The sequence below is a fragment of the Homoserinimonas sp. A520 genome (genome assembly GCF_054489245.1).
The window spans coordinates 401,005-420,751 of the sequence record NZ_JBTMWX010000001.1; the positions used below are offsets into that span (position 1 = coordinate 401,005).

Below are 19,747 nucleotides of genomic sequence, written 5' to 3' on the forward strand. Positions count from 1 at the left end.
CCCTCCGGCTACGTTGTAGAGAGGACACCGTAGCGAGAGACGAGGATTGCATGCCCACCATCGACCTGACTGCCGACGTTTTCGAGAAGACCGTCACCGAGCCTGGCATCACGCTCGTCGACTTCTGGGCGGAGTGGTGCGGCCCCTGCAAGCAGTTCGGCCCCATCTACGAAGAGGCCAGCGACAGCAACACCGACATCACGTTCGCGAAGGTGGACACCGAAGCCGAGCAGGCCCTCGCCGGTGCTGCGGGAATCACCTCCATCCCGACCCTGATGGCGTTCCGGGACGGCGTGCTCGTGTTCGCCCAGCCGGGAGCCCTGCCGAGGCCCGCCCTCGACGAGGTCATCAACGCCGTGCGCGGTCTCGACATGGATGAGGTGCACGCCAAGATCGCCGAGCAGGAGGCCGGGAACGAGGCTGCGAAGGAAGGCTCTGCCGGCTAACCGGCGGATGCGGTGATCGCACCCCGCATCCGGCGCACGCTCTCTTCCCAGGAATAGCCGAGCGTGGTGGTGTCGACAGCTTCTATTCTCGGCGGCACGGCGCGAATGGCGGCGGCGATCGCCACCACGTTCGCGGGGTCGGCGAAGGCCGCGCGGTCCCCGAGGATCTCCCGGAACACCGGAAGGTCACTCACCACAACGGGGGCACCGAAGTGCAGCGCCTCGAGTGCCGGCAATCCGAAGCCTTCATCGCGGGTCAGGAACAGCAGGGCGGATGCGTTGCCATACAGCCAGGCGAGCTCACCATCATCGATGAAGCCGAGAAACCGTACGGCCCCACGCTCGACCGCCTCGGCCACACCGTCCGGCAGTACCGCGTTCCGTCCCTGGGGTTCCCCGACAATCACCAGGGGCGCGGCATCCGTCACCCGCCCGGAGGCAAGGGCGGCCTCGATCGTGTTGGCGAGGTTCTTGCGGGCGTTCAGGCGGCCGACGCACAGCAGGAAGCCGTCGCTTAGGCCTTCGAGTTCGGCTGGACGGCGCGGGCTCGCACCGGTGAGCCCACTTCCGACCGCCAAGCCGACGGGAACCACCGCGCGACTGCGGCTCAGTCGACTGATGCGGGCGGCCTCGCTCTTCGATGAGGTGAACAGCCAGTTCGCGCGCCTCGCGGTAAGGGGCATGAGGGCGAAGTAGGCGCGCTCCTTGCGCGTGAACCATTCGGGTGTGGTGAGGAACATGTAGTCGTGAACGAAGACGGCCGCGCGGCCGAATGCCGGGGTGAAGTTGTGCGTGACGGTGACCTCGGCACGCATCCGCCTCGCAATGAACGGCAACTCGGCGATCGCGCTGATCCCCTGGGGTGACAGGCACGTTCCGACAACAGCGACCGCTGCGGGCAGCTCTGCCCGCGCGACCTCACGATCGCGACGCCGCACGGCGACGATCACCTCATCTTCAGGGAACTCTCTCGCCCAGGCGAAGATGAACTCTCGCAGCACCTGACGGTTCGACACCGGCCCCCGCACCCACCAGAAGCCGTCGAAGAGCACGCGCATGATTGCATCGTATGGTCGATCGGGCCCGGAAGCGAGCCTTCCTTCACGTCAACTGGGTGGCTGACGTACAGTGAAATCATGGCCACTCCCCCGCTGCGCATCGCCATGATCGGCACCCGGGGCGTTCCGGCCGCGTACGGCGGATTCGAGACCGCGATCGAGGAGATCGGCAAGCGGCTCGCAGCACGCGGGCATCAGGTCGTCGTCTACTGCCGGGGAAACGCCGACAAGCCGGCAAGCTACCTCGGCATGCGGCTGGTGCATCTTCCCGCCATCAGGATCAAAGCCGCCGAAACCCTCAGCCACACAGCACTTTCTGTCGGCCACGCCATCACCGGGGGCAGGCCGGACGCCGCATTCGTGTTCAACGCCGCCAACGCCCCGTTCCTGCCGCTCCTTCGTGCCCGAGGCGTACCCACCGCTGTTCACGTCGATGGTCTGGAATGGAAGCGCGGCAAATGGGGGCGGATGGGTCGCCGATACTACCGCGCGGCCGAGAGGATGGCCGTGCGCTACGGCGACGCGCTCATTGCGGATGCTCAGGGAATCGCCGACTACTACTACGAACGCTTTGCCGTTGCAACCGAGCTGTTGACCTATGGGGCCACGATCCTGACAGACCCCGGGTCCGACCTGGTTTCCGGGCTCGGTCTCGAACCGGGCAAGTATCACTTGGTCGTCGCCCGATTCGAACCGGAAAACCACGTCGAGGTAATTGTCGAGGGCTATCACAAGAGCGACTGTGATTTACCACTGGTCGTCGTGGGGAGTGCACCGTACTCCGCCGCCTACACCCGATCGATCGACGCCATCGCGGCATCCGACCCCCGAATCCGGATGCTTGGCGGAGTCTGGGATCAGGCCCTACTCGATCAGCTCTACTCGAACTCCCTCACCTATCTCCACGGACATTCAGTCGGGGGTACCAACCCGTCGCTACTGCGCGCCATGGGTGCTGGAGCCTCCGTGATCGCGTACGACGTCGGCTTCAACAGGGAGGTAGCCGGGAGCGACGGGGGCTACTTCACGAACGCTGAGTCCCTGCGCCTCCTGCTCGACGAAGCCGAAGACTCCGCAACTCAGCACCTCACGATGGGGCGAAACATGCAGGGGCGAGCCCAGCTCCTTTACGACTGGGATGCGGTCGCGGCCGGGTACGAGAACCTCGCGGAGCGACTGGCCGACGGCTACAGCATTCACCGGCACCTTCGCCGGGCGACAAAATCCTCGAACCCGATCTGACGGCAGCTCCGGTACAGTGAACCATGGCCACCGAAGGCTCCACGAATGCAGATTCACCCGGCTACCGCTCCACTGTCGCGCAGCTGGCAATAGCGCAGAAACCGGGTCGCGGCGCTCCGCCTTACTCGCGCTGGGTGAACCGCCGCTTCGGGCGCTGGCTTGCTGCCGGCGCATACCTCCTCGGCCGAACCCCCAATCAGGTGACCGCTGCGAGTGCCACGATGACCTTCGTCGCCCTGGCGCTGGTTGCCGCGGTGAACCCTTCCTGGTGGCTCGGAGTCCTAGTGACTTTCCTGTTGCTGCTCGGCTACGCCCTCGACTCCGCAGACGGTCAACTCGCCCGCCTCCGCGGCGGGGGTACGAAGTCAGGCGAGTGGCTCGACCACATCGTTGACGCGTTCAAGAACGTACTGTTCCACGGGGTCATCCTTGTCTCCTTCTACCGCTTCGGTACTGGCGGCCCAGATGCGGTGCTGCTCATCCCACTCGGTTTCATCGTTGTTTCCTCGGTGTTCTTTTTCGGAATGATGCTCACCGACCAGCTGCGCAGGCTCGCCTCCTCGGAGCGCGGCGAGACTTATGCCAAACCGTCCGGCGGTGGAGGTTGGTTGCAGACGATCGTTGCAATTCCGAACGATTATGCGGTTCTCTGCCTGGCCTTCCTGACCTTCGGTTGGCGCACCGGGTTTGTGATCATCTATGGCCTACTCTTCGCTGCGAACGCCGTCATCCTGTTCGGCGTGTTGATCCGCTGGTGGCGCCAGTTGCGCACCCTCGACATCGCTGGATCACATTGAGTAAACGAGGGGTCGCATTTCGCTCATCGCGAGTAGGATAAGCAGCCCGATACCCGATCACGCACGGAGCCGCAATGGCAGACGCGAAGCCCGACGCACACGACGCGGACGCCTCGCGCGACGCTGTTGCCCAGGCCGGGCTCAGCGCTCGTCGGCGACGCATCCTGCTAATCGCCATTCCCGTGCTCCTTGCAATTGCCGCCGTGATCGCGGTTGTCGCGGCACTGGGAGCGGCGCCGGGCGCCTCAACCCCGAGCCAGCCGCCTGGCATCTCGCCCAGTGCCTCACCGTCGCCATCGGCGACCCCCACCCCGTCGACCCCGCCCACTGAAGGCCCTGCAGCGCCCACCGACAAACCGCCGGCCGCTATCGACGAGCCAGCACCGATCACTCCGAGCCTCACTGCGGAGATCGCCCGCGTCGAAGCGGTCGACGGCACGGCACGGGGGCCCGGAGAAGTGGCGGGACCATCGCTGCGCGTGACGGTGACCATCGCCAATTCGGCGTCGACGGATGCCCCGCTGGGCACCACCGTCGTGAGCGCGTACTACGGGGCCGACCTCACCCCGGCGCCCGAACTTCGCGAGCCGGGCGGCTCACCGCTACCGGCCATGGTCGGTGCAGGAACCACCGCGACCGGCGTCTACATCTTCACAGTTCCGCAGGATGAGCGGAGCAACGTGACGATCATGGTCGACTATTCGGTCGACGTGGAACCTCTGGTCTTCCAGGGCGATATCGCCACCCTCATCGACCGTTAACGAACGAGTTTCGACTTTCGTCCTGCCGAGGTATTTACACCCCCCGAACGGGGGGTTAGCATTGCGCCAACCCGAGCCACCCAGGGACCTCTGCCGTTACCCCCTGAAGGCAGTCCAATGGAAAAGTCGCACCGCCCTGTTCGCCTCCCCGCGCTGGCGATCCTCGCGTCGGTGACCCTCCTCGCTTCGCTGATGGCGGCCACGCCGGCCACGGCCGACTCGTCGCCGCCGTCCGCCGCGATACCGGCCACCGTGACCTCCGATGCGTTGCCGACCGCCCAGATCAATGGAGTCGTCTGGGATCAGGAGATCGTCGGTGACACGGTGTTCGTCGGAGGCAACTTCACGACCGCGCGGCCGGCCGGCTCGCCAGCCGGTTCCGGAACCGTCGCGCGGACGCATCTGCTGTCCTATCGGCTCAGCACCGGCGCACTGACCGGTTGGGCTCCGACGCTCAACGGGCAGGTTCGCGCAATCGATGCTTCGCCGGACGGAAGCCGGGTATACGTCGTCGGTGCGTTCACGACGGTGAACGGGTCAGCCCGCAACCGCATTGTCGCGTTCGACACGGCCTCCGGAAACGTGGTGTCGAGCTTCGCAGCATCCGCCAATGGCGAGGTCTTCGCCGTCACGGCGAGCGCAACCACCGCGTACTTCGCCGGCAACTTCAGTTCGGCTTCCGGGGTTTCCCGCCCGGGCCGCGCCGCGGCCGCGAACGCGTCGAACGGCGCGACCACGGCGTGGGCGCCCGCATTGGCGAACGGTCGCGCCTATGGCATGGAGGTATCACCGGATGCCTCGAAGGTGGTCATCGGCGGAAGCTTCACCACCCTCAACGGCAGCGGCAACCCCGGCTACGGCCTCGGGGCAGTCAACACCACGAACGGCGCCAGCATCGCGATGCCGGCGAATTCGATCATCCGCAATGCCGGAAACGACTCCGCCGTGTTCGGGATGTCCTCCGACACCGACAGTGTCTACGGAGCCGGCTACATCTTCGGTACCGGTGGAAACACGGAGGGCACCTTCCGCATCGATTGGTCTGGCCTGAACCTGCAGTGGGTGGCGGACTGCCGCGGCGACCACTATTCGATCGCCTCCTCCGGCAGCAGCGTCTACGTCGCCGGCCACGCCCACCAATGCCAATGGGTCGGCGGATTCCCGCAGCAAGAGCCGTGGACCAACAACCGGGCGCTCGCCTTCTCGAAGAGCCCGTACAGCGTCGTGCGGGCGAACGCGCAGTCCGGCAGGCCGAGTCCGCGACCGCTCGCCTTCTTTCCCACCATCAATGCCGGCAACTTCACCGGGCAGTACCAGGGTCCGTGGTCCGTCGCCGCGAACAGCAACTACGTGGTCTACGGGGGCGAATTCACCAACGTCAACGGGGTCAACCAGCAGGGCCTGACCCGGTTCGCCGTCTCATCGATCGCGCCGGACAGCGACGGCCCACGGACGTCAGGCGGCAATTGGCCGCTCACTGCCAATGCATACTCCAGCGGCACCGTGCGGCTCAGTTGGATGGCGAACCACGACCGTGACAACGAACAGCTCACCTATCGGCTGATCCGCGACGGCAACACCGGCTCACCGATCTACACGACCACCGCACTGTCTCAGTTCTGGGACCGGACCACGCTGACCTTCGTCGACAGCGGGCTGTCCCCCGGCTCCAGTCACAGCTACCGGGTGAGCGCGACCGACCCGTTCGGGAACGTGGCGTGGTCGAACACCATCACGGCATCCGCTGGATCGAGCGGAACTCTCAGCCCGTACGCCCGTGGTGTCTTCGCCGACCACCCCACGCATTACTACCGGCTCAGTGAGGGGAGCGGATCCACGGTCGTCAATTGGGCCGGCCCCACGGCGAACGTGACCCAGACGGCAAATACGAACGCCCAGGTGAATGCGACGGCAGGCAGCGGCGTCTCTCGGGGAGTCGGCGGCGCGATCGCCGGCGACTCGAACACGGCATCCCGCTTCAACGGCACGAGCTCAGGACGGGCGGTCTCGAGCCAGCAGACCTGGACGGATGACTCGATGACCGTCGAGGCCTGGTTCCGTACCACCACCTCCAGCGGCAAGATTCTCGGATTCGGCAACAGCGGATCCGTTACCGGGAACTCGTCATCGAGTTTGCAGGATCGCTCGCTCTACCTGAACGGCGGTCGCGTGAACTGGAGCGTCTTCGACACCCAGACGCGCACGCTCCAGAGCGGAACGGGCTACAACAACAACCAGTGGCACCACGCCGTCGGCACCCTGAACGAAGACGGAATGCGCCTCTACGTGGACGGCACGCTGGTCGCAAGCAGTGGCTCGACGGATTACGGTCGCGGCTTCTGGGGATACTGGAAGCTCGGCGGCGACACGACTCCGGCCGGCAACCAGAACTTCACCGGTGACCTCGATGAAGTCGCGATCTACAAGACCGTACTCTCGGCCGGCCAGGTGAGCCAGCACTACCAGCTTCGGACCGGAGGAGGGGGAACGCCTCCTCCCAACCAGCCACCGGTGGCGAACTTCACCAGTTCGACGAACGCTCTGACCGCGACGGTGAACGGCAGTGGGTCGAGCGATCCGGATGGCACGATCGCGCAGTACGCGTGGAACTTCGGGGACGGAGGTACCGCCACCGGGCAGACCGCCAGCCGAACGTACGCTGCTGCCGGCACCTACACGGTCACCCTGACGGTGACGGACGACGACGGTGCGACGGCAACCACCACGCGGAGCATCACGGTTTCGACGGGGACACCGCCCCCTCCACCACCGCCTCCACCCCCGCCGCCACCGGGAGGCGAGTTGGCCAGTGACGCGTTCTCGCGGACCGTCGCGAACGGCTGGGGCACCGCTCCGGTCGGCGGTGCGTGGTCCGGCTCCACGACGGGCGCCGCGGTCAATGGCAGTGCCGGGACAACCACCCATTCGCCCGGCACCACGCGTCGGCAACTGCTGTCGGGAATCTCGGCCTCCTCGACTGACTCACGGGTCAGCCTGTCCGTCAACGCGACCACGACAGGCGGCGGCGCGCGAGTCGGCGTGGTCGGACGACAGGTGGGAGGCGATTTCTATCAGGCGCGAGTGCTGTTCCAATCGAACGGATCCTGTGGGCTCCAGCTCTTGCAGGGATCGTCGTCGGTCCTGGCGAACACGACCGTTCCCGGAGTGAGCTGCGCCGGCGGGCAGTCGGTGGAGCTGCGTGTTCAGGTGACGGGAACGAACCCGACGACGCTGCGAGCCCGGATCTGGGCGACCGGCTCGGCAGAGCCAGCGGCCTGGCACGTCAACGCGACCAGCACCACCACGAGTCTGCAGACGACCGGCTCGATCGGAATCGAGACGTACCTCTCAAGCAGCGCCAATTCTTCGCTCACCGTGAACTACGACAACTTCGCATCAACTTCGGCGCAATAGGACGCAGATTGTCCCCCGTTTGGGGGACACTCGTTCGGGGGGTATGAGGTCTATAGTTTCGTTCCACCGGCGGAACCCCCTAGCCGCCGACTGAACCCGAACAGTTGGACACCATGCGCTCACCCGGACTCATGTCGCCTACCCCACTGCGAATCGTGTCGGTTATCGCCGCCACCGTGCTCGTCACCTCACTGCTCTCGATGGTCCAGGTCTCGCCTGCGGTCGCCGATACAGCTCCGGCGGCACCGACGCCGTCGACCGTGTCGACGGATCCACTCCCGACACCCCAGATCAACGGGGTCGTCTGGGACCAGGTGATCGTCGGGGACACCGTCTACGTGTCCGGCGACTTCTCGAGGGCGCGACCGTTTGGATCCGCTCCCGGCGCCAACGAGGTCAACCGCTCCTACATGCTGGCCTACAACCTCAGCACCGGCACCCTGCTCCCGTGGGCTCCGACCTTCAACGCCCAGGTGCGCGCCCTGGCTGCCTCGCCCGACGGCACCCGACTCTACGTGGTGGGCGACTTCACCCAGGTCAATGGCACAACCCGGAACCGCATCGTCGCGTTCGACACGCAAACCGGCAACGTGATCCCATCGTTCACCCCTGGTGCGAATTATCGTGTCTACGCTGTCACCGCCACGAACGCGACCGTGTACTTCTCCGGCCCGTTCACCTCCGTCAGCGGAAACACCCGGTTGGGCGCGGCCGCTGCGCTGACAGCTAACGGCAGCATCACGGGCTGGGCACCGGAGCTGGCGGGAGGCCGCGCCTACGGCGTCGTGATCTCCCCCGATGCATCGAAGGTCGTCATCGGCGGTGACTTCACGACGGTCAACGGCTCCAACAACCCTGGCTACGGACTCGCCATGGTGGATGCGGCCCAGGGGCAACTCGTCACGCCATTCGCGGCCAACACGAAGGTGCGCAATGCCGGGACTGAAGCGGCGATCTTCGCCCTCGAGTCCGACGCCGACAGCTTCTACGGTTCGGGCTATGTCTTCGGTTCCGGAGGCAATCTCGAGGGCATCTTCCGGGCGAATTGGTCAGACAGCCAGATCGTCTGGATCAACGACTGCCATGGCGATACCTACTCCGTCTCCGCATCCTCCAGCGGGGCAATCTATGCCGCCGGCCACCCGCACTACTGCGGGAACATCGACGGATTCCCGCAAACCGACCCGTGGACCTTCCACCGCGGGATCGCGTTCACCAAGGAAGCCACCGGCGTCGTTTCGAACGACCCATACGGCTACCCCAACTGGGTAGGCAACAAGTCGCCGTCACTCCTCAACTTCTTCCCGAACATCAACCTGGGTTCATTCACCGGACAATTCCAGGGCCCTTGGGACGTCGACTCGAACGACCAGTACGCCGTCTACGGTGGCGAGTTCACTCAGGTGAACGGCCGAGCGCAGCAAGGCCTGGTGCGGTTTGCCGTCCCGTCGATCGCCCCCAATCTCGACGGGCCGCGCCTGACCGGAGACAATTTCGTTCCCAGCATGAGCTCGCCGGCATCCGGTGTGATCGCCCTCAGTTGGCCGGCAAACTACGACCGGGACAACGAGCACCTGACCTACCAGATCATCCGTGACGGCAGGACCGCCTCGCCCATCTTCGAGAAGATCGAGAGTTCCCGCTTCTATAACCAGCCAACGATGACCTACCTCGATACCGGGTTGACTCCTGGACAGAACTACACCTATCGCCTGAGGGCAATCGACCCCTTCGGAAACAACGGCTGGGGCTCCACCGTGTCGTTCTCCGCCAGTGGCTCGGGGACGCTCGGCCAGTACGCCCGCGGGGTCATGAACGACCAGCCGACGAACTACTGGCGATTAGGAGATTCCGCCGGCAGCACGGCGATCGACAGCGTCGGTCGCGCCAATGCGCTTGCGCGAGCAGGTGTGGGCTTCGGTGAGACCGGAGCCATCGTCGGCGACAGCAATACCGCCGCGGACTTCACCGGTGCGACGAACAGCTATACGGCCTCCAGCCAACGGGTGTGGCGTGACAACACCCTGTCTGTTGAAGCCTGGTTCAAGACCAACACCCTCGTCGGCGGCAAGATCGTCGGATTCGGCTCGTCCCAGTCGAACAACTCCAGCAACTACGACCGCCACATCTACATGGATACCCTGGGCCGGCTGAACTTCGGCGTCTACCCCGGCAACACGCAGATCATCCGCAGCGCGAGCGCCTATAACGACAATGCGTGGCACCACGTGGTCGGCAGCCTCGGCCCGAACGGGATGGAACTCTGGGTCGACGGCGTCCGCGCCGGCGTGAACCCCAACACGACGTGGGGCCAGAACTACTGGGGCTACTGGCGCATCGGCGGCGACAACACCTGGAGCGGCGCTCGCTACTTCAACGGGCAGATCGACGAAGTGGCTATCTATCCCCAGCCACTGAGCGGCGCGCAGATCCAGAGCCACTTCACGCTCTCGGGTCGCAACACCGCGAATGTTCCACCCGTGGCCGCGTTCACTCACAGTGCGGACGGCGTGGTGGCGAGCTTCGACGCGTCGACGTCGTCCGACTCGGACGGCACGATCAGCACCTACGCGTGGAACTTCGGTGACGGGTCGACCGGCACCGGGGAGACCACGTCTCACACCTATGCGGAGCCGGGCGACTACACGGTGACCCTTACGGTGACGGACAACGACGGATGGGTGGGAGAGACAACCCACCAAGTGACGGTGAGTGCGGCGAATGTGTTGCCGACGGCGGAGTTCACACACACGGTGACTGATAACGCGGTCTCCTTCGATGCGTCGGCGTCGGCTGACACGGATGGCACGATCAGCACCTACGCGTGGGACTTCGGTGACGCCTCGACCGGCACCGGGGAGACCCCTGCCCACAGTTACGCGGCCGCCGGCGACTACACGGTGGTGTTGACGGTGACCGACAACAGTGGCGGAACGGCGACGATGTCGCGCGTGGTGACGGCCGGGGAGCCGCCTGCGGTGACGGTGCTGGCCCGGGATGAGTTCTCCCGCACGGTGGCCGCCGGGTGGGGAACCGCGGATGCCGGTGGCGACTGGACGACGAACTCGGCCGGCAACACCTCGGTCGGCTCCGGCGTCGGAGTGTTCACCCACGGCACGGCCGGGTCCACCCGCCGGGCCTGGCTGTCGGATGTGTCCAGCAACGACGTGACCGTCACCGGCAGCATGTCGATTGATAAGACGATCACCGGTGGTGGCGCCTACACCGGGCTGATCGCCCGTCAGGTCGGCAGCGACTTCTACCAGGCCCGCGTGCGTTATTTCGCCGGCGGAGACGTGGCCTTCCAGTTGCTGCAGGGCGGGTCGACCATCCTGGAAGCCACCACCATCCCCGGGATGACCTACACCCCCGGCGAGGTCATGCTGGTGAAAGTGCAGGCCTTCGGCACCAGCCCGACGACCATCCGCGGCAAGCTCTGGAAAGCCGGCTCCCCCGAACCGACCGACTGGACCCTGTCGACGACCTCCTCGTCGGCCGGCCTGCAATTCGCCGGCACCGTCGGAACCATCAGCTACCTGTCCGGTTCCGCCACCAACACCCCGGTCACCATCAGCTACGACAGCCTCCTCACCACCGCCGGTCACGACCAGGAAGCCGGACCAACCAACCTCGCCCCCACCGCACAATTCACCAACACGATCACCGACACCAGCGTCAGCTTCGATGCGTCGGCCTCGTCTGATCCCGATGGCACGATCAGCAGCTACGCGTGGGACTTCGGCGACGGTTCGACCGGCACCGGCGTGACCACCAGTCACGTCTACGCTGCCGGCACTTACACCGTGACCCTGACTGTCACCGACAACGAGGGTGGCACGGCGACGTTCTCGTCACCGGTGACGGTGAGTGCTGTGAATGTGTTGCCGACGGCGGAGTTCACGCATGCGGTGACCGATAACGCGGTCGCCTTCGATGCGTCGGCATCGGATGACACGGATGGCACGATCAGCACCTACACGTGGGACTTCGGTGACGCCTCCACCGGAACCGGGGAGACCCCTGCCCACAGTTACGCGGCCGCCGGCGACTACACGGTGGTGCTGACGGTGACCGACAACAGCGGCGGAACGGCAACGGTGACGCACGTGGTGACCGCCGGGCAACCGCCCGCCGTGACGGTGCTGGCCCGGGATGAGTTCTCCCGCACGGTGGCCGCCGGATGGGGCACCGCGGATGCCGGTGGCGACTGGACGACGAACTCGGCCGGCAACTCCTCGGTCGGTGCTGGGGTCGGCGTCTTCGCCCACAACGCCGGGAACGCTCGCCAGGGTTGGCTGCCCGCCGTCTCCACCAACGACGTGACGGTCACCGGCAGCATGTCGATCGACAAGACGATCACCGGTGGTGGCGCCTACACCGGGCTGATCGCCCGCCAGGTCGGCAACGACTTCTACCAGGCCCGCGTGCGTTACTTCGCCGGCGGAGACATGGCCTTCCAGCTGCTGCAGGGCGGCTCGACCATCCTGGAAGCCACCACCATCCCCGGGATGACCTACACCCCCGGTGAGGTGGTGCTGGTGAAGGTGCAGGCCTACGGCACCAGCCCGACGACCATCCGCGGCAAGCTCTGGAAGGCCGGCACGCCTGAACCGACCGGTTGGACCCTCACCACCACCTCCACGACCGCCGGCCTGCAGTTCGCCGGCTCAGTGGGAACCGTCACCTACCTTTCCGGCTCAGCCACCAACACCCCGGTCGCCATCAACTACGACAGTTTCCTCGCAGTCGCCGGCCACGACCAGGCGGCCGGACCAGCCAACATCGCCCCCGCCGCACAATTCACCAACACGTTGGCGGGACTCACGGCCAGCTTCGACTCGGCCGGTTCCAGCGACCCGGACGGTACGATCGCCACACACTCCTGGGCGTTCGGTGATGGTGCGACCAGCACCGAGGCCAGCCCGAGCCACAGCTACGCCGCCGCCGACACTTACACGGTGACCCTCACTGTGACCGACAACCAGGGGGCGACCGGAACGGTGAGCCATCCGGTCACTGTCACCGACTCTCCGGCCAATACCCCACCAGTGGCAGCGTTCACCAGCGCTACTGACCAGCTCAACGCCAGCTTCGACGCATCCGGCTCCTCAGACGCGGAGGGCGCGATCACCGCCTACGCCTGGAACTTCGGCGACGGATCACCCGCGGGGACCGGAGTGACGACATCCCACGACTACGCGGCGGCGGGCAACTACACCGTCACCCTGACCGTCACTGATGCCGCCGGCGCCACCGCCAACGTGAACCACCTTGTGGAGGCCGCAGCCCCCGGCGGACCGCCTGCCCCGATCGCCGCCGACGATTTCGAGCGGACCGTCGCTGCCGGGTGGGGAACAGCGACCACCGGCGGGGCGTGGAGCTCCAACGTGAACTCCACCTACACGGTGTCCGGCGGCTCGGGAGCGTTCCTGCACAGCTCGCCCGGAGCAGTGCGCCGCGCCCTTCTCGGCGCGGTGAGCGTCACTGACGTCGAAGCGCAGGTCGAGATCTCCAGCGACAAGGCAGCGGAGTCCGGCCACGTCGTGGTGGGCATCGTCGGGCGCCAGGTCGGATCGGAGTTCTACCAGGGCCGAGCGCGCCTGCAGCCGGGAGGGGTGGTGGGACTCCAGCTGCTCACCGGCTCGTCGGCGGTTCTCGCGAACATGACGGTGCCGGGGCTGACCTACGCACCAGGAGACATCCTGATCCTGAAGCTGCAGGTCACCGGCACGAACCCCACGACGATCCAGGCGAAGCTGTGGCGGGCCGGGACGACAGAACCGGCAGCATGGCAGCTGAGCGTGACGGATGCGACGGCCGCGCTGCAGTCCGCCGGATCCATCGGATTCGAGAGCTACATCTCGAGTTCGTCGCCCAACGCCCCCATCGTCATCCGGTACGACAACTTCCTCGCCCGCACCCCGCAGTAGTCTGTCGAGCGTGAGGGCCAGACCAAAGTGAGGGCTCGAAGCGCAGCCCTGGGAGCGGTAGGTTCGCAAGGCGCGCAAGCGCTGGCGAGTTTCACGATCCAGGTGATCATCGCACGCACGCTCGGCTTCGAGGGGCTGGGCGCGTTCGCGATCGCCTACGGAGTCATGGCGCTCGTCGCCGGCACGGCAAGCGGACTGGTGGGCGACTCCCTGGTCGTGCTGGAACGCCGCCTGAACCGCATCCGCTCGGCGCTCCAGCTATTCGCCCTGGGAATCGCCGTCACCTCCGCCATCGCCTCTGCGGCGATCGCCTGGTCCTCCGGACTCCTCGACGGCGCAACCGCCGCCGTGTTCGGTGCCGCCGTTGCGTTGTTCGCGGTGGAGGAACTGATGCGGCGGCTGCTCATGGCCGGATTCGGTTTCTGGCGGGTCACGCTGATCGACCTCGCGTCGTTAGTCGTCGCGCTCGGGGTGATCGGCGCGGTCGCGCTGACCGGCACGCTCAGCCTGCTGACCTTCTTCACCGCCATCGCCGCCGGCCAGGTGGCTGCCATCGCGCTGGGCGCGATGCTGCTCCCCCGAGAGGAACGATTCCTGGTCCGGATGGAGCGCGGCGGGGCACTCGAGGTGTTCCGGTACGGTGCCTGGCGCTCCGGCCAGCAGTTCCTGCGTCCGGCGATGCTGACCGTGGTCCGCACCCTGGTCACCCTGCTGGCCAGTCTGGCCGCTACTGGCCTCCTGGAGGCCGGGAGGGTCTATGTGGCGCCGGCAACGCTCGCGGTGAGCGGGCTCAGTTCCTACCTCTTCGTCTCATTCGCCAGCGACAAGGCAAAGCCGGTGGGCGAGAAGCTGCGTCGGGCGGATCGTTCGGTGCTCGCCCTCGTCGGCTTCACCGTGCTGGTTGGTGCGGTTCTGGTTGCCGCGCTGCCGTGGGCGGGTGCACTGCTCTTCGGCACCGCCCCCGACCTGCTGGCGGTGATCGGCTGGATCGCCTATACGGCCTCCATTGCGGCGGTAACGCCCTACGGCGCCCTTGCGGCTGTCGGTGGCCGCCAGGCCGCGGTTTTCGCCGTGCGTGCCGGCGACACCGCAATCGCGATCGCCTTCGCTTGGGTACTGCTGGCAGCAGAGGGCAGCGTGCAGTGGGTTCCCGCGGTGCTCGCGCTGGCCTCCGTTCTCGGAGGCCTCGCCATCCGCTTCCTCGTCCTCGTACCGCTGGTACGGCAGAGTCCGGGAGGGCGAGGCAGCTAGCCGAGGGCCTCGCTGACGGCCGGGTAGGCAGCGAACGTTTCTGCCACCCACCCGGGCACCTCCGGCACCTCCGCCTCGGCACCGCTCTCGCGCGTGCTCTCTACGCCTCCGAGGAACTCCCGCCCGCTCGTCTCTTGACCGGAGTTGGCGGTGAAGTCGTCCAGCGTGCTGAACATGGTTGACCCGGTCGCGCTCATCGGCCAGGCGATGAGTGTCGCCGGGTCTCCGTTCTCCGCCCGCGCATAGAGGTTGCCCTCCACCGTGATGCCGAAGTCTTCCGCACTGCGCTCTCGGGAGTAGTCCTCTACCCAGAGCAAGCCGCGCTCGCCGTTGCCGACGAGCGTGTTCCCCACGATTGTCACGTCGGTACCGAGCCAGGTGATCGTGGCGTCGTCCATGTGACGCTCGTCATGTCCGGGCACGCTCAGGTCGCTCTTCAGCCGTTCGTCCTGCAGCACGGAGATGGCATTCATGTTGCCGGAGACGATGTTGTGGCGGATCTCCACGCTGCTGGTGTCATTGATCTTCATGCCGAGGTCCCGGTTCCCGGCCATGACATTGCCGACAACGACCGCGCGGGCTGAGAGCTCCAGGAACACGCCATGCCCCTGGTTCCCCTCCATCCGGCTGCCGGTGAGAGCCAGGTCACGGGACGACTGGTCGAACCACAACCCGGTCGCGTTGTTACGCGAGAATTCGGAGCCGGTGACCACCACGAGGCGCGACCGGGTCAGCTTCAGTCCCCCCGCGACAGGAGCCTTGTTGAACCATTCCACATTGTTGTCGGAGGACTTCACCCCCTCGACCAGGAACTCATCCGCGTAGTTCGCGGCGATGCCGATCATCCCGTTCTGAGTCACCGTGACATTGCGCAGGGTCGCCTTCGCCGCCGTCACGAAGAGTCCGGTGGTGGCGTTCTCCGACACGACGACGTTCTCAAAGGTGACGCCCGGGCGTTCGATGGTGACGGCCCCCATATCGGGCACCGACGGTGCGTAGCGACGGATACCGATTCCACGGATGGTGCTCCCCTCCGCCCTGATGCTGAGCCCACGCTGGAGTGCGCTGGCCCGCACGACGTGACCGGTCGGGTCTGCACCCAGGTAGAGGGTGGCTGACACTTCGTCCACGTAGAACGACAGCGGGTCCAGTTCGGCGATCGCTCCAGCTTGACGAAGGGGAGTGTCGTCGATCCAGACCTGATCCGGGTGGGCGGCCAGCGGATGCTCTGGGTTGATGAACTGCCAATGCTCTTCGGCGTTGTCGTCCACCCCTCGCGAATAGGTCGGACTGGAATCGAAAATCAGGTCCCAGCCTGTTGACCAGTGCTCCCCGGCAGCGGCCCACCCGTCAACGACCCGGCTGCCATCCAGCCAGGCCGGCTCGCCAGGATACGACTGGATGATGAGTGGCTTGCCTTCGGGGATGGTGACTTTCTCGTGGTACTCGCCCGCACGCAGAACGATGGCACCGCCTGGCGCAGCCCGCTTGATAGCGGCCTTGATGGTGAGCAGCGGGTCATCCACCCCGCCCGAGTGGTCATTGTTCCCCGTTGGCGACACGAAAAGCGCGCCGGGAGGGGGCTCGTACTGCGCGGTGCCGACCGGGGCAGAACCGGCGTCGTCGGCATCCGCTCCCGCGCTATCCGGCGCGCCCAGCCCGTCGACGTATGGCAGGGGAGGCACTCCGGGGTCGCCAGGAGGCCCAGCGGTGCCAGGACCGGCGAAGGAGGCCACCACGACCGCAGCGACCACGAGCACCGCCGCCACCCCGCCCAGCGTCGGGACCAGCCAACGAGGACGCGGTCTCACGCTGCGAGTCGGTTCAGTGGCGGACATACGCGCTCCTCCTGAGTTCGCGCGTCACCGGGTATGGCGAGCGAACATACCCCCAAAAAGGGGCACACGGGTACATTGCCATAGATGCCGCCGCGGCGGAATCCCCCATGAACCCCCGCAGGAAACTTGTCGAGCGGGAGGGCTGGCGATGACGGGCATCGGCGGATACCCTGAATATTCCGTGCGACCCTACCCGAAATGGGGGTGCCCAAGCGTGGAGAGTCTGGGCTATCTCGAGATCTTCCGCCAACGATGGCTGGCTATCGTGTCGGCCGTCGTGCTCGGACTGGGAACGGCCGCCATCATCGCGTTCAGCATCCCGCCCACTTACACAGCCACTGCCACGATGTTCCTCTCGGTGCAGGACTCGAGCGCGACCCTCGCCGAGCGCTCGGAATTCTCCCAGGATCGGGTCGCCTCCTACCCCGACCTGGTGCACAGCGAAGGCGTGCTGAGACCGACCATCAACCAGCTCGGCCTCGACGTGACATTGGAACAGCTGAAGACAATGGTGTCGGCAGAGAACCCCGACAGCACCGTGCTCGTCAACGTCAGTGCGCAGGCCGACGACCCGGACACGGCTGCCACGATCGCCAATGCAGCAGCCAGCAACCTGGCCGAGGTCGTGGCGGACATCGAGAAGTCCAACGTGTTGCTGGATCAACGGATCTCCGCCACTGCACCGCCGACACCGAGCGCCCCGCAGAAGACCGTTATCATCGGCCTGGGCCTCGTAGCGGGACTCGCGCTCGGCGCAGTCGCCGCGCTGCTGCTGACCCGCTTCGACCGTCGGCTTCGAAACATCGCCGACGTGCGGCGCGCAAGCGGACTCCCGGTGCTGGGCGCCATCCCGGTGCGTCGGCCACCGCGGCGTCACGAGAACGTGGAGCCGCTCGTCCCCGCGGCGATGGCGGATGCGCTGCTCACCATTCGGCAAGCCAACGGGGGCGGGATGCCGCGCCTGCTCCTCCTCGTCCCTGCGGGGAAGAGGGCGACGCCCGCGCGCATCCGCCTCGGTCTTGCCCATGCTGCCGCCTCGACCGGTCGTGACGTTCTCCTGGTCGAGACGGAGCGATCGACGGATACCACCGAGCTGGCAGCGGTGCGCCAGGCAGCAGGACTGGCCGAGCTCCTTGAGGGCACCAGCACGCTTGCGGAGAGTGCTGTCGCGTTCGAGAGCCACGGCATTCGGGTGCTGCCGGCCGGTACTGCCGTCATCACCGGCAACCGGGCCGAGGCCTCGCTGCGCACCGTGGTGGGCAGCCTGGTCTCCGATTCGGATGTCGTCATCGCCCAATCGACCCAGACCAGCCATCCAGCCAGCCTCCCCCTGCTCGGGCCCTACGCCGACGTTGCCGTCGTGGTCGCTCGCCACGCGCGGTCGACCGACGGTGACCTGGCACGGGCCATCAGTCAACTGCGGATCGTCGGCGTACGCCCCATCGGCGTCGTACTGTTCGACGTGCCGCGGGGCCGGCACATCGACCTGCCTGCGACCTGGCGACCGGAGGACTTCCGGGCCAAGCCCGCCAAAGCGCTCATCGGGGTTCGCCGCAAGCCGGCCCCGACCGCTGCCACCACCACCGCTCCGGCGCTGCTGGAGGCCGACGATCTCGATGCTGGCCACCTCGACGGCGACCAACTCAACACCGCCGACCTCAACGCCGCCGACCCGGATCCGAAGCCCGGCACGGAACCGAGCACCCTCCCGGAGGTCACGGAAGAACAGGTGGTGCAGGGCTGATGTCCGCTTCGACACCGAGTCGAACCGGCACCACGCCCACACTGCCCATCCTCGTCAGCACCTGGTTCCTCCTAGTGCTGAGTGTGGTGTCATGGCGTCCCGACACGCTGTATGCCGGCGGAGCCGACCCGGTGGTCATCACCAAGGCCCTGGTCACGCTCACGGCGTTCCTTTGCGCTTTGGCGATCTACCACCGGTATCGGATGCACGCACGCGTCGGCATCCGCTCCTTCTCGTTCCTCATCGCCATCGTCGCGGTGTCCTGCCTCGGAGCCCTCGCCGCCGGCGACCCGGTGCCGTCCCTGGTCCTTGCAGTTCGGATCATCCTGGTCGCCGCCACGGTCTACACCCTCACCTGCACGACGACGCCACTCGATCTGCTCCGCTCCCTGCTCATCGCCATGGGCATCCTCGGCCTCATCGGGGCGGTGACCGGCATACCCGAATTCCTTTCGGAGGGCAGGCTTGCCGGCGGGATACCGGCGATGAGACCAAACGAACTCGCCGGACTCGCGGCGCCGCCCCTGGTGGGGCTGGCCATCGAGGTCACCCGTTCCGGACTGCGCACCCATACGGCCGTGCTCATGCTCACGTTCAGCGTCATCGTCCTCGCCACCGGTTCCCGTACGACGCTGTTCGTGGCCGTACTCGCGATCATTCTCGCGATCATGCTGTCGTGGCCCTTGCCGCATTCAGCCGGCATCGTGCTCATCCTGCTCGCACCGGTCATCTACACGATCGTGGCGTTCACCGACTTCGTGGCTCAGGTGGCGGTCCGCGGTCAAAACCTCCAGGAACTGGCGACCTTGAGTTCCCGTACCATCGCATGGCAGGCCGTGCTGGACATCCCGATGGACACCTGGCACAAGTGGATCGGCGCCGGGCTGGCTGTCAAGACGGTCGAAGTCGACCAGCGCTGGTGGGAAACCCAGGTGCTCGACAGCAGCTGGGTCTCCGTGCTCAGCCAGACCGGGATCATCGGCCTGGTTCTGGTGTTCGTCTGGGTCTTCCTCACCCTCGTCGAGAGTGCGCGATCACCCCAACTGCGGAACCTCACATTCCCCCTGCTCGTGCTGCTGCTGGTCAGGAGCGTTGCCGAGAACGGACTCGTGGAGTCGAGCGTCATCTTCGTTCTCTTCTTCTGCATTTCGCTCCTGATCGAGCCCGGACACCGCTCCCCGGTGCAGCGCCAGAAACTAGTGCGATACCCACTGGTGCAGGCGGCACCCGGAGCGTAGGCTGATCCGCCTAGTCAACCTTTCCTCA

General features: G+C 66.3%; 11 protein-coding genes. 9 read left to right on the plus strand and 2 right to left on the minus strand.

What is annotated here, in order from left to right; translation table 11 throughout:
* Positions 1-50: 50 nt before the first annotated feature.
* Positions 51-446 carry a thioredoxin family protein gene (locus tag ACX3PH_RS02095; protein ID WP_459088881.1) on the plus strand — a complete coding sequence of 132 codons (396 nt, stop codon included), beginning with the start codon at positions 51-53 and terminating at the stop codon, positions 444-446.
* On the opposite strand, the gene ACX3PH_RS02100 is transcribed toward ACX3PH_RS02095, so the two are convergent.
* Entirely contained in the window at positions 443-1,504 is a 1,062-nt protein-coding gene (locus tag ACX3PH_RS02100) for a glycosyltransferase family 4 protein (RefSeq protein ID WP_459088883.1), read from the minus strand. The genes ACX3PH_RS02095 and ACX3PH_RS02100 overlap by 4 nt on opposite strands.
* 78 nt (positions 1,505-1,582) lie before the next feature.
* On the opposite strand from ACX3PH_RS02100, the gene ACX3PH_RS02105 reads away from it, so the two are divergent.
* From ACX3PH_RS02105 to ACX3PH_RS02130, 6 genes are all read left to right on the plus strand, one after another.
* Positions 1,583-2,746: a DUF1972 domain-containing protein gene (locus ACX3PH_RS02105; protein ID WP_459088885.1), complete on the plus strand. Its 1,164-nt coding sequence runs from the start codon at positions 1,583-1,585 to the stop codon at positions 2,744-2,746.
* A gap of 23 nt (positions 2,747-2,769) precedes the next feature.
* Positions 2,770-3,543, plus strand: a complete 774-nt coding sequence (locus ACX3PH_RS02110) for a CDP-alcohol phosphatidyltransferase family protein (RefSeq protein ID WP_459088887.1) — start codon at positions 2,770-2,772, stop codon at positions 3,541-3,543.
* Between the two features lie 74 nt (positions 3,544-3,617).
* Complete coding sequence (locus ACX3PH_RS02115) at positions 3,618-4,304, plus strand: hypothetical protein (RefSeq protein WP_459088889.1); 687 nt, start codon at positions 3,618-3,620, stop codon at positions 4,302-4,304.
* Between the two features lie 117 nt (positions 4,305-4,421).
* Positions 4,422-7,718: a PKD domain-containing protein gene (locus ACX3PH_RS02120; RefSeq protein ID WP_459088891.1), complete on the plus strand. Its 3,297-nt coding sequence runs from the start codon at positions 4,422-4,424 to the stop codon at positions 7,716-7,718.
* 113 nt (positions 7,719-7,831) lie between these two features.
* On the plus strand, positions 7,832-13,648 hold the full coding sequence (locus ACX3PH_RS02125; RefSeq protein ID WP_459088893.1) for a PKD domain-containing protein: 5,817 nt from the start codon (positions 7,832-7,834) through the stop codon (positions 13,646-13,648).
* Between the two features lie 102 nt (positions 13,649-13,750).
* Positions 13,751-14,899: a hypothetical protein gene (locus ACX3PH_RS02130; protein WP_459088895.1), complete on the plus strand. Its 1,149-nt coding sequence runs from the start codon at positions 13,751-13,753 to the stop codon at positions 14,897-14,899.
* Here the strand turns inward: ACX3PH_RS02130 and ACX3PH_RS02135 are convergent.
* On the minus strand, positions 14,896-16,737 hold the full coding sequence (locus ACX3PH_RS02135) for a right-handed parallel beta-helix repeat-containing protein (protein ID WP_459088897.1): 1,842 nt from the start codon (positions 16,735-16,737) through the stop codon (positions 14,896-14,898). The two genes, ACX3PH_RS02130 and ACX3PH_RS02135, sit on opposite strands and share 4 nt — an antisense overlap.
* A gap of 214 nt (positions 16,738-16,951) precedes the next feature.
* On the opposite strand from ACX3PH_RS02135, the gene ACX3PH_RS02140 reads away from it, so the two are divergent.
* Positions 16,952-18,481 (plus strand): Wzz/FepE/Etk N-terminal domain-containing protein, encoded by a 1,530-nt coding sequence (locus ACX3PH_RS02140; protein ID WP_459088899.1) that lies wholly within the window; start codon positions 16,952-16,954, stop codon positions 18,479-18,481.
* Positions 18,481-19,719, plus strand: coding sequence for an O-antigen ligase family protein (locus tag ACX3PH_RS02145; protein WP_459088901.1), 1,239 nt, complete (start codon positions 18,481-18,483; stop codon positions 19,717-19,719). Before ACX3PH_RS02140 ends, ACX3PH_RS02145 begins: the two co-directional genes overlap by 1 nt.
* The last annotated feature ends 28 nt before the right edge of the window (positions 19,720-19,747 follow it).

What these genes read in the sequence shown, in the direction of transcription:
- ACX3PH_RS02100 (WP_459088883.1), bottom strand. Translation starts at nt 1,504, where the DNA reads ATGCGCGTGCTCTTCGACGGCTTCTGGTGGGTGCGGGGGCCGGTGTCG.
- ACX3PH_RS02125 (WP_459088893.1), top strand. Translation starts at nt 7,832, where the DNA reads ATGCGCTCACCCGGACTCATGTCGCCTACCCCACTGCGAATCGTGTCG.
- ACX3PH_RS02110 (WP_459088887.1), top strand. Translation starts at nt 2,770, where the DNA reads ATGGCCACCGAAGGCTCCACGAATGCAGATTCACCCGGCTACCGCTCC.
- ACX3PH_RS02115 (WP_459088889.1), top strand. Translation starts at nt 3,618, where the DNA reads ATGGCAGACGCGAAGCCCGACGCACACGACGCGGACGCCTCGCGCGAC.
- ACX3PH_RS02105 (WP_459088885.1), top strand. Translation starts at nt 1,583, where the DNA reads ATGGCCACTCCCCCGCTGCGCATCGCCATGATCGGCACCCGGGGCGTT.
- ACX3PH_RS02135 (WP_459088897.1), bottom strand. Translation starts at nt 16,737, where the DNA reads ATGTCCGCCACTGAACCGACTCGCAGCGTGAGACCGCGTCCTCGTTGG.
- ACX3PH_RS02120 (WP_459088891.1), top strand. Translation starts at nt 4,422, where the DNA reads ATGGAAAAGTCGCACCGCCCTGTTCGCCTCCCCGCGCTGGCGATCCTC.
- ACX3PH_RS02145 (WP_459088901.1), top strand. Translation starts at nt 18,481, where the DNA reads ATGTCCGCTTCGACACCGAGTCGAACCGGCACCACGCCCACACTGCCC.
- ACX3PH_RS02095 (WP_459088881.1), top strand. Translation starts at nt 51, where the DNA reads ATGCCCACCATCGACCTGACTGCCGACGTTTTCGAGAAGACCGTCACC.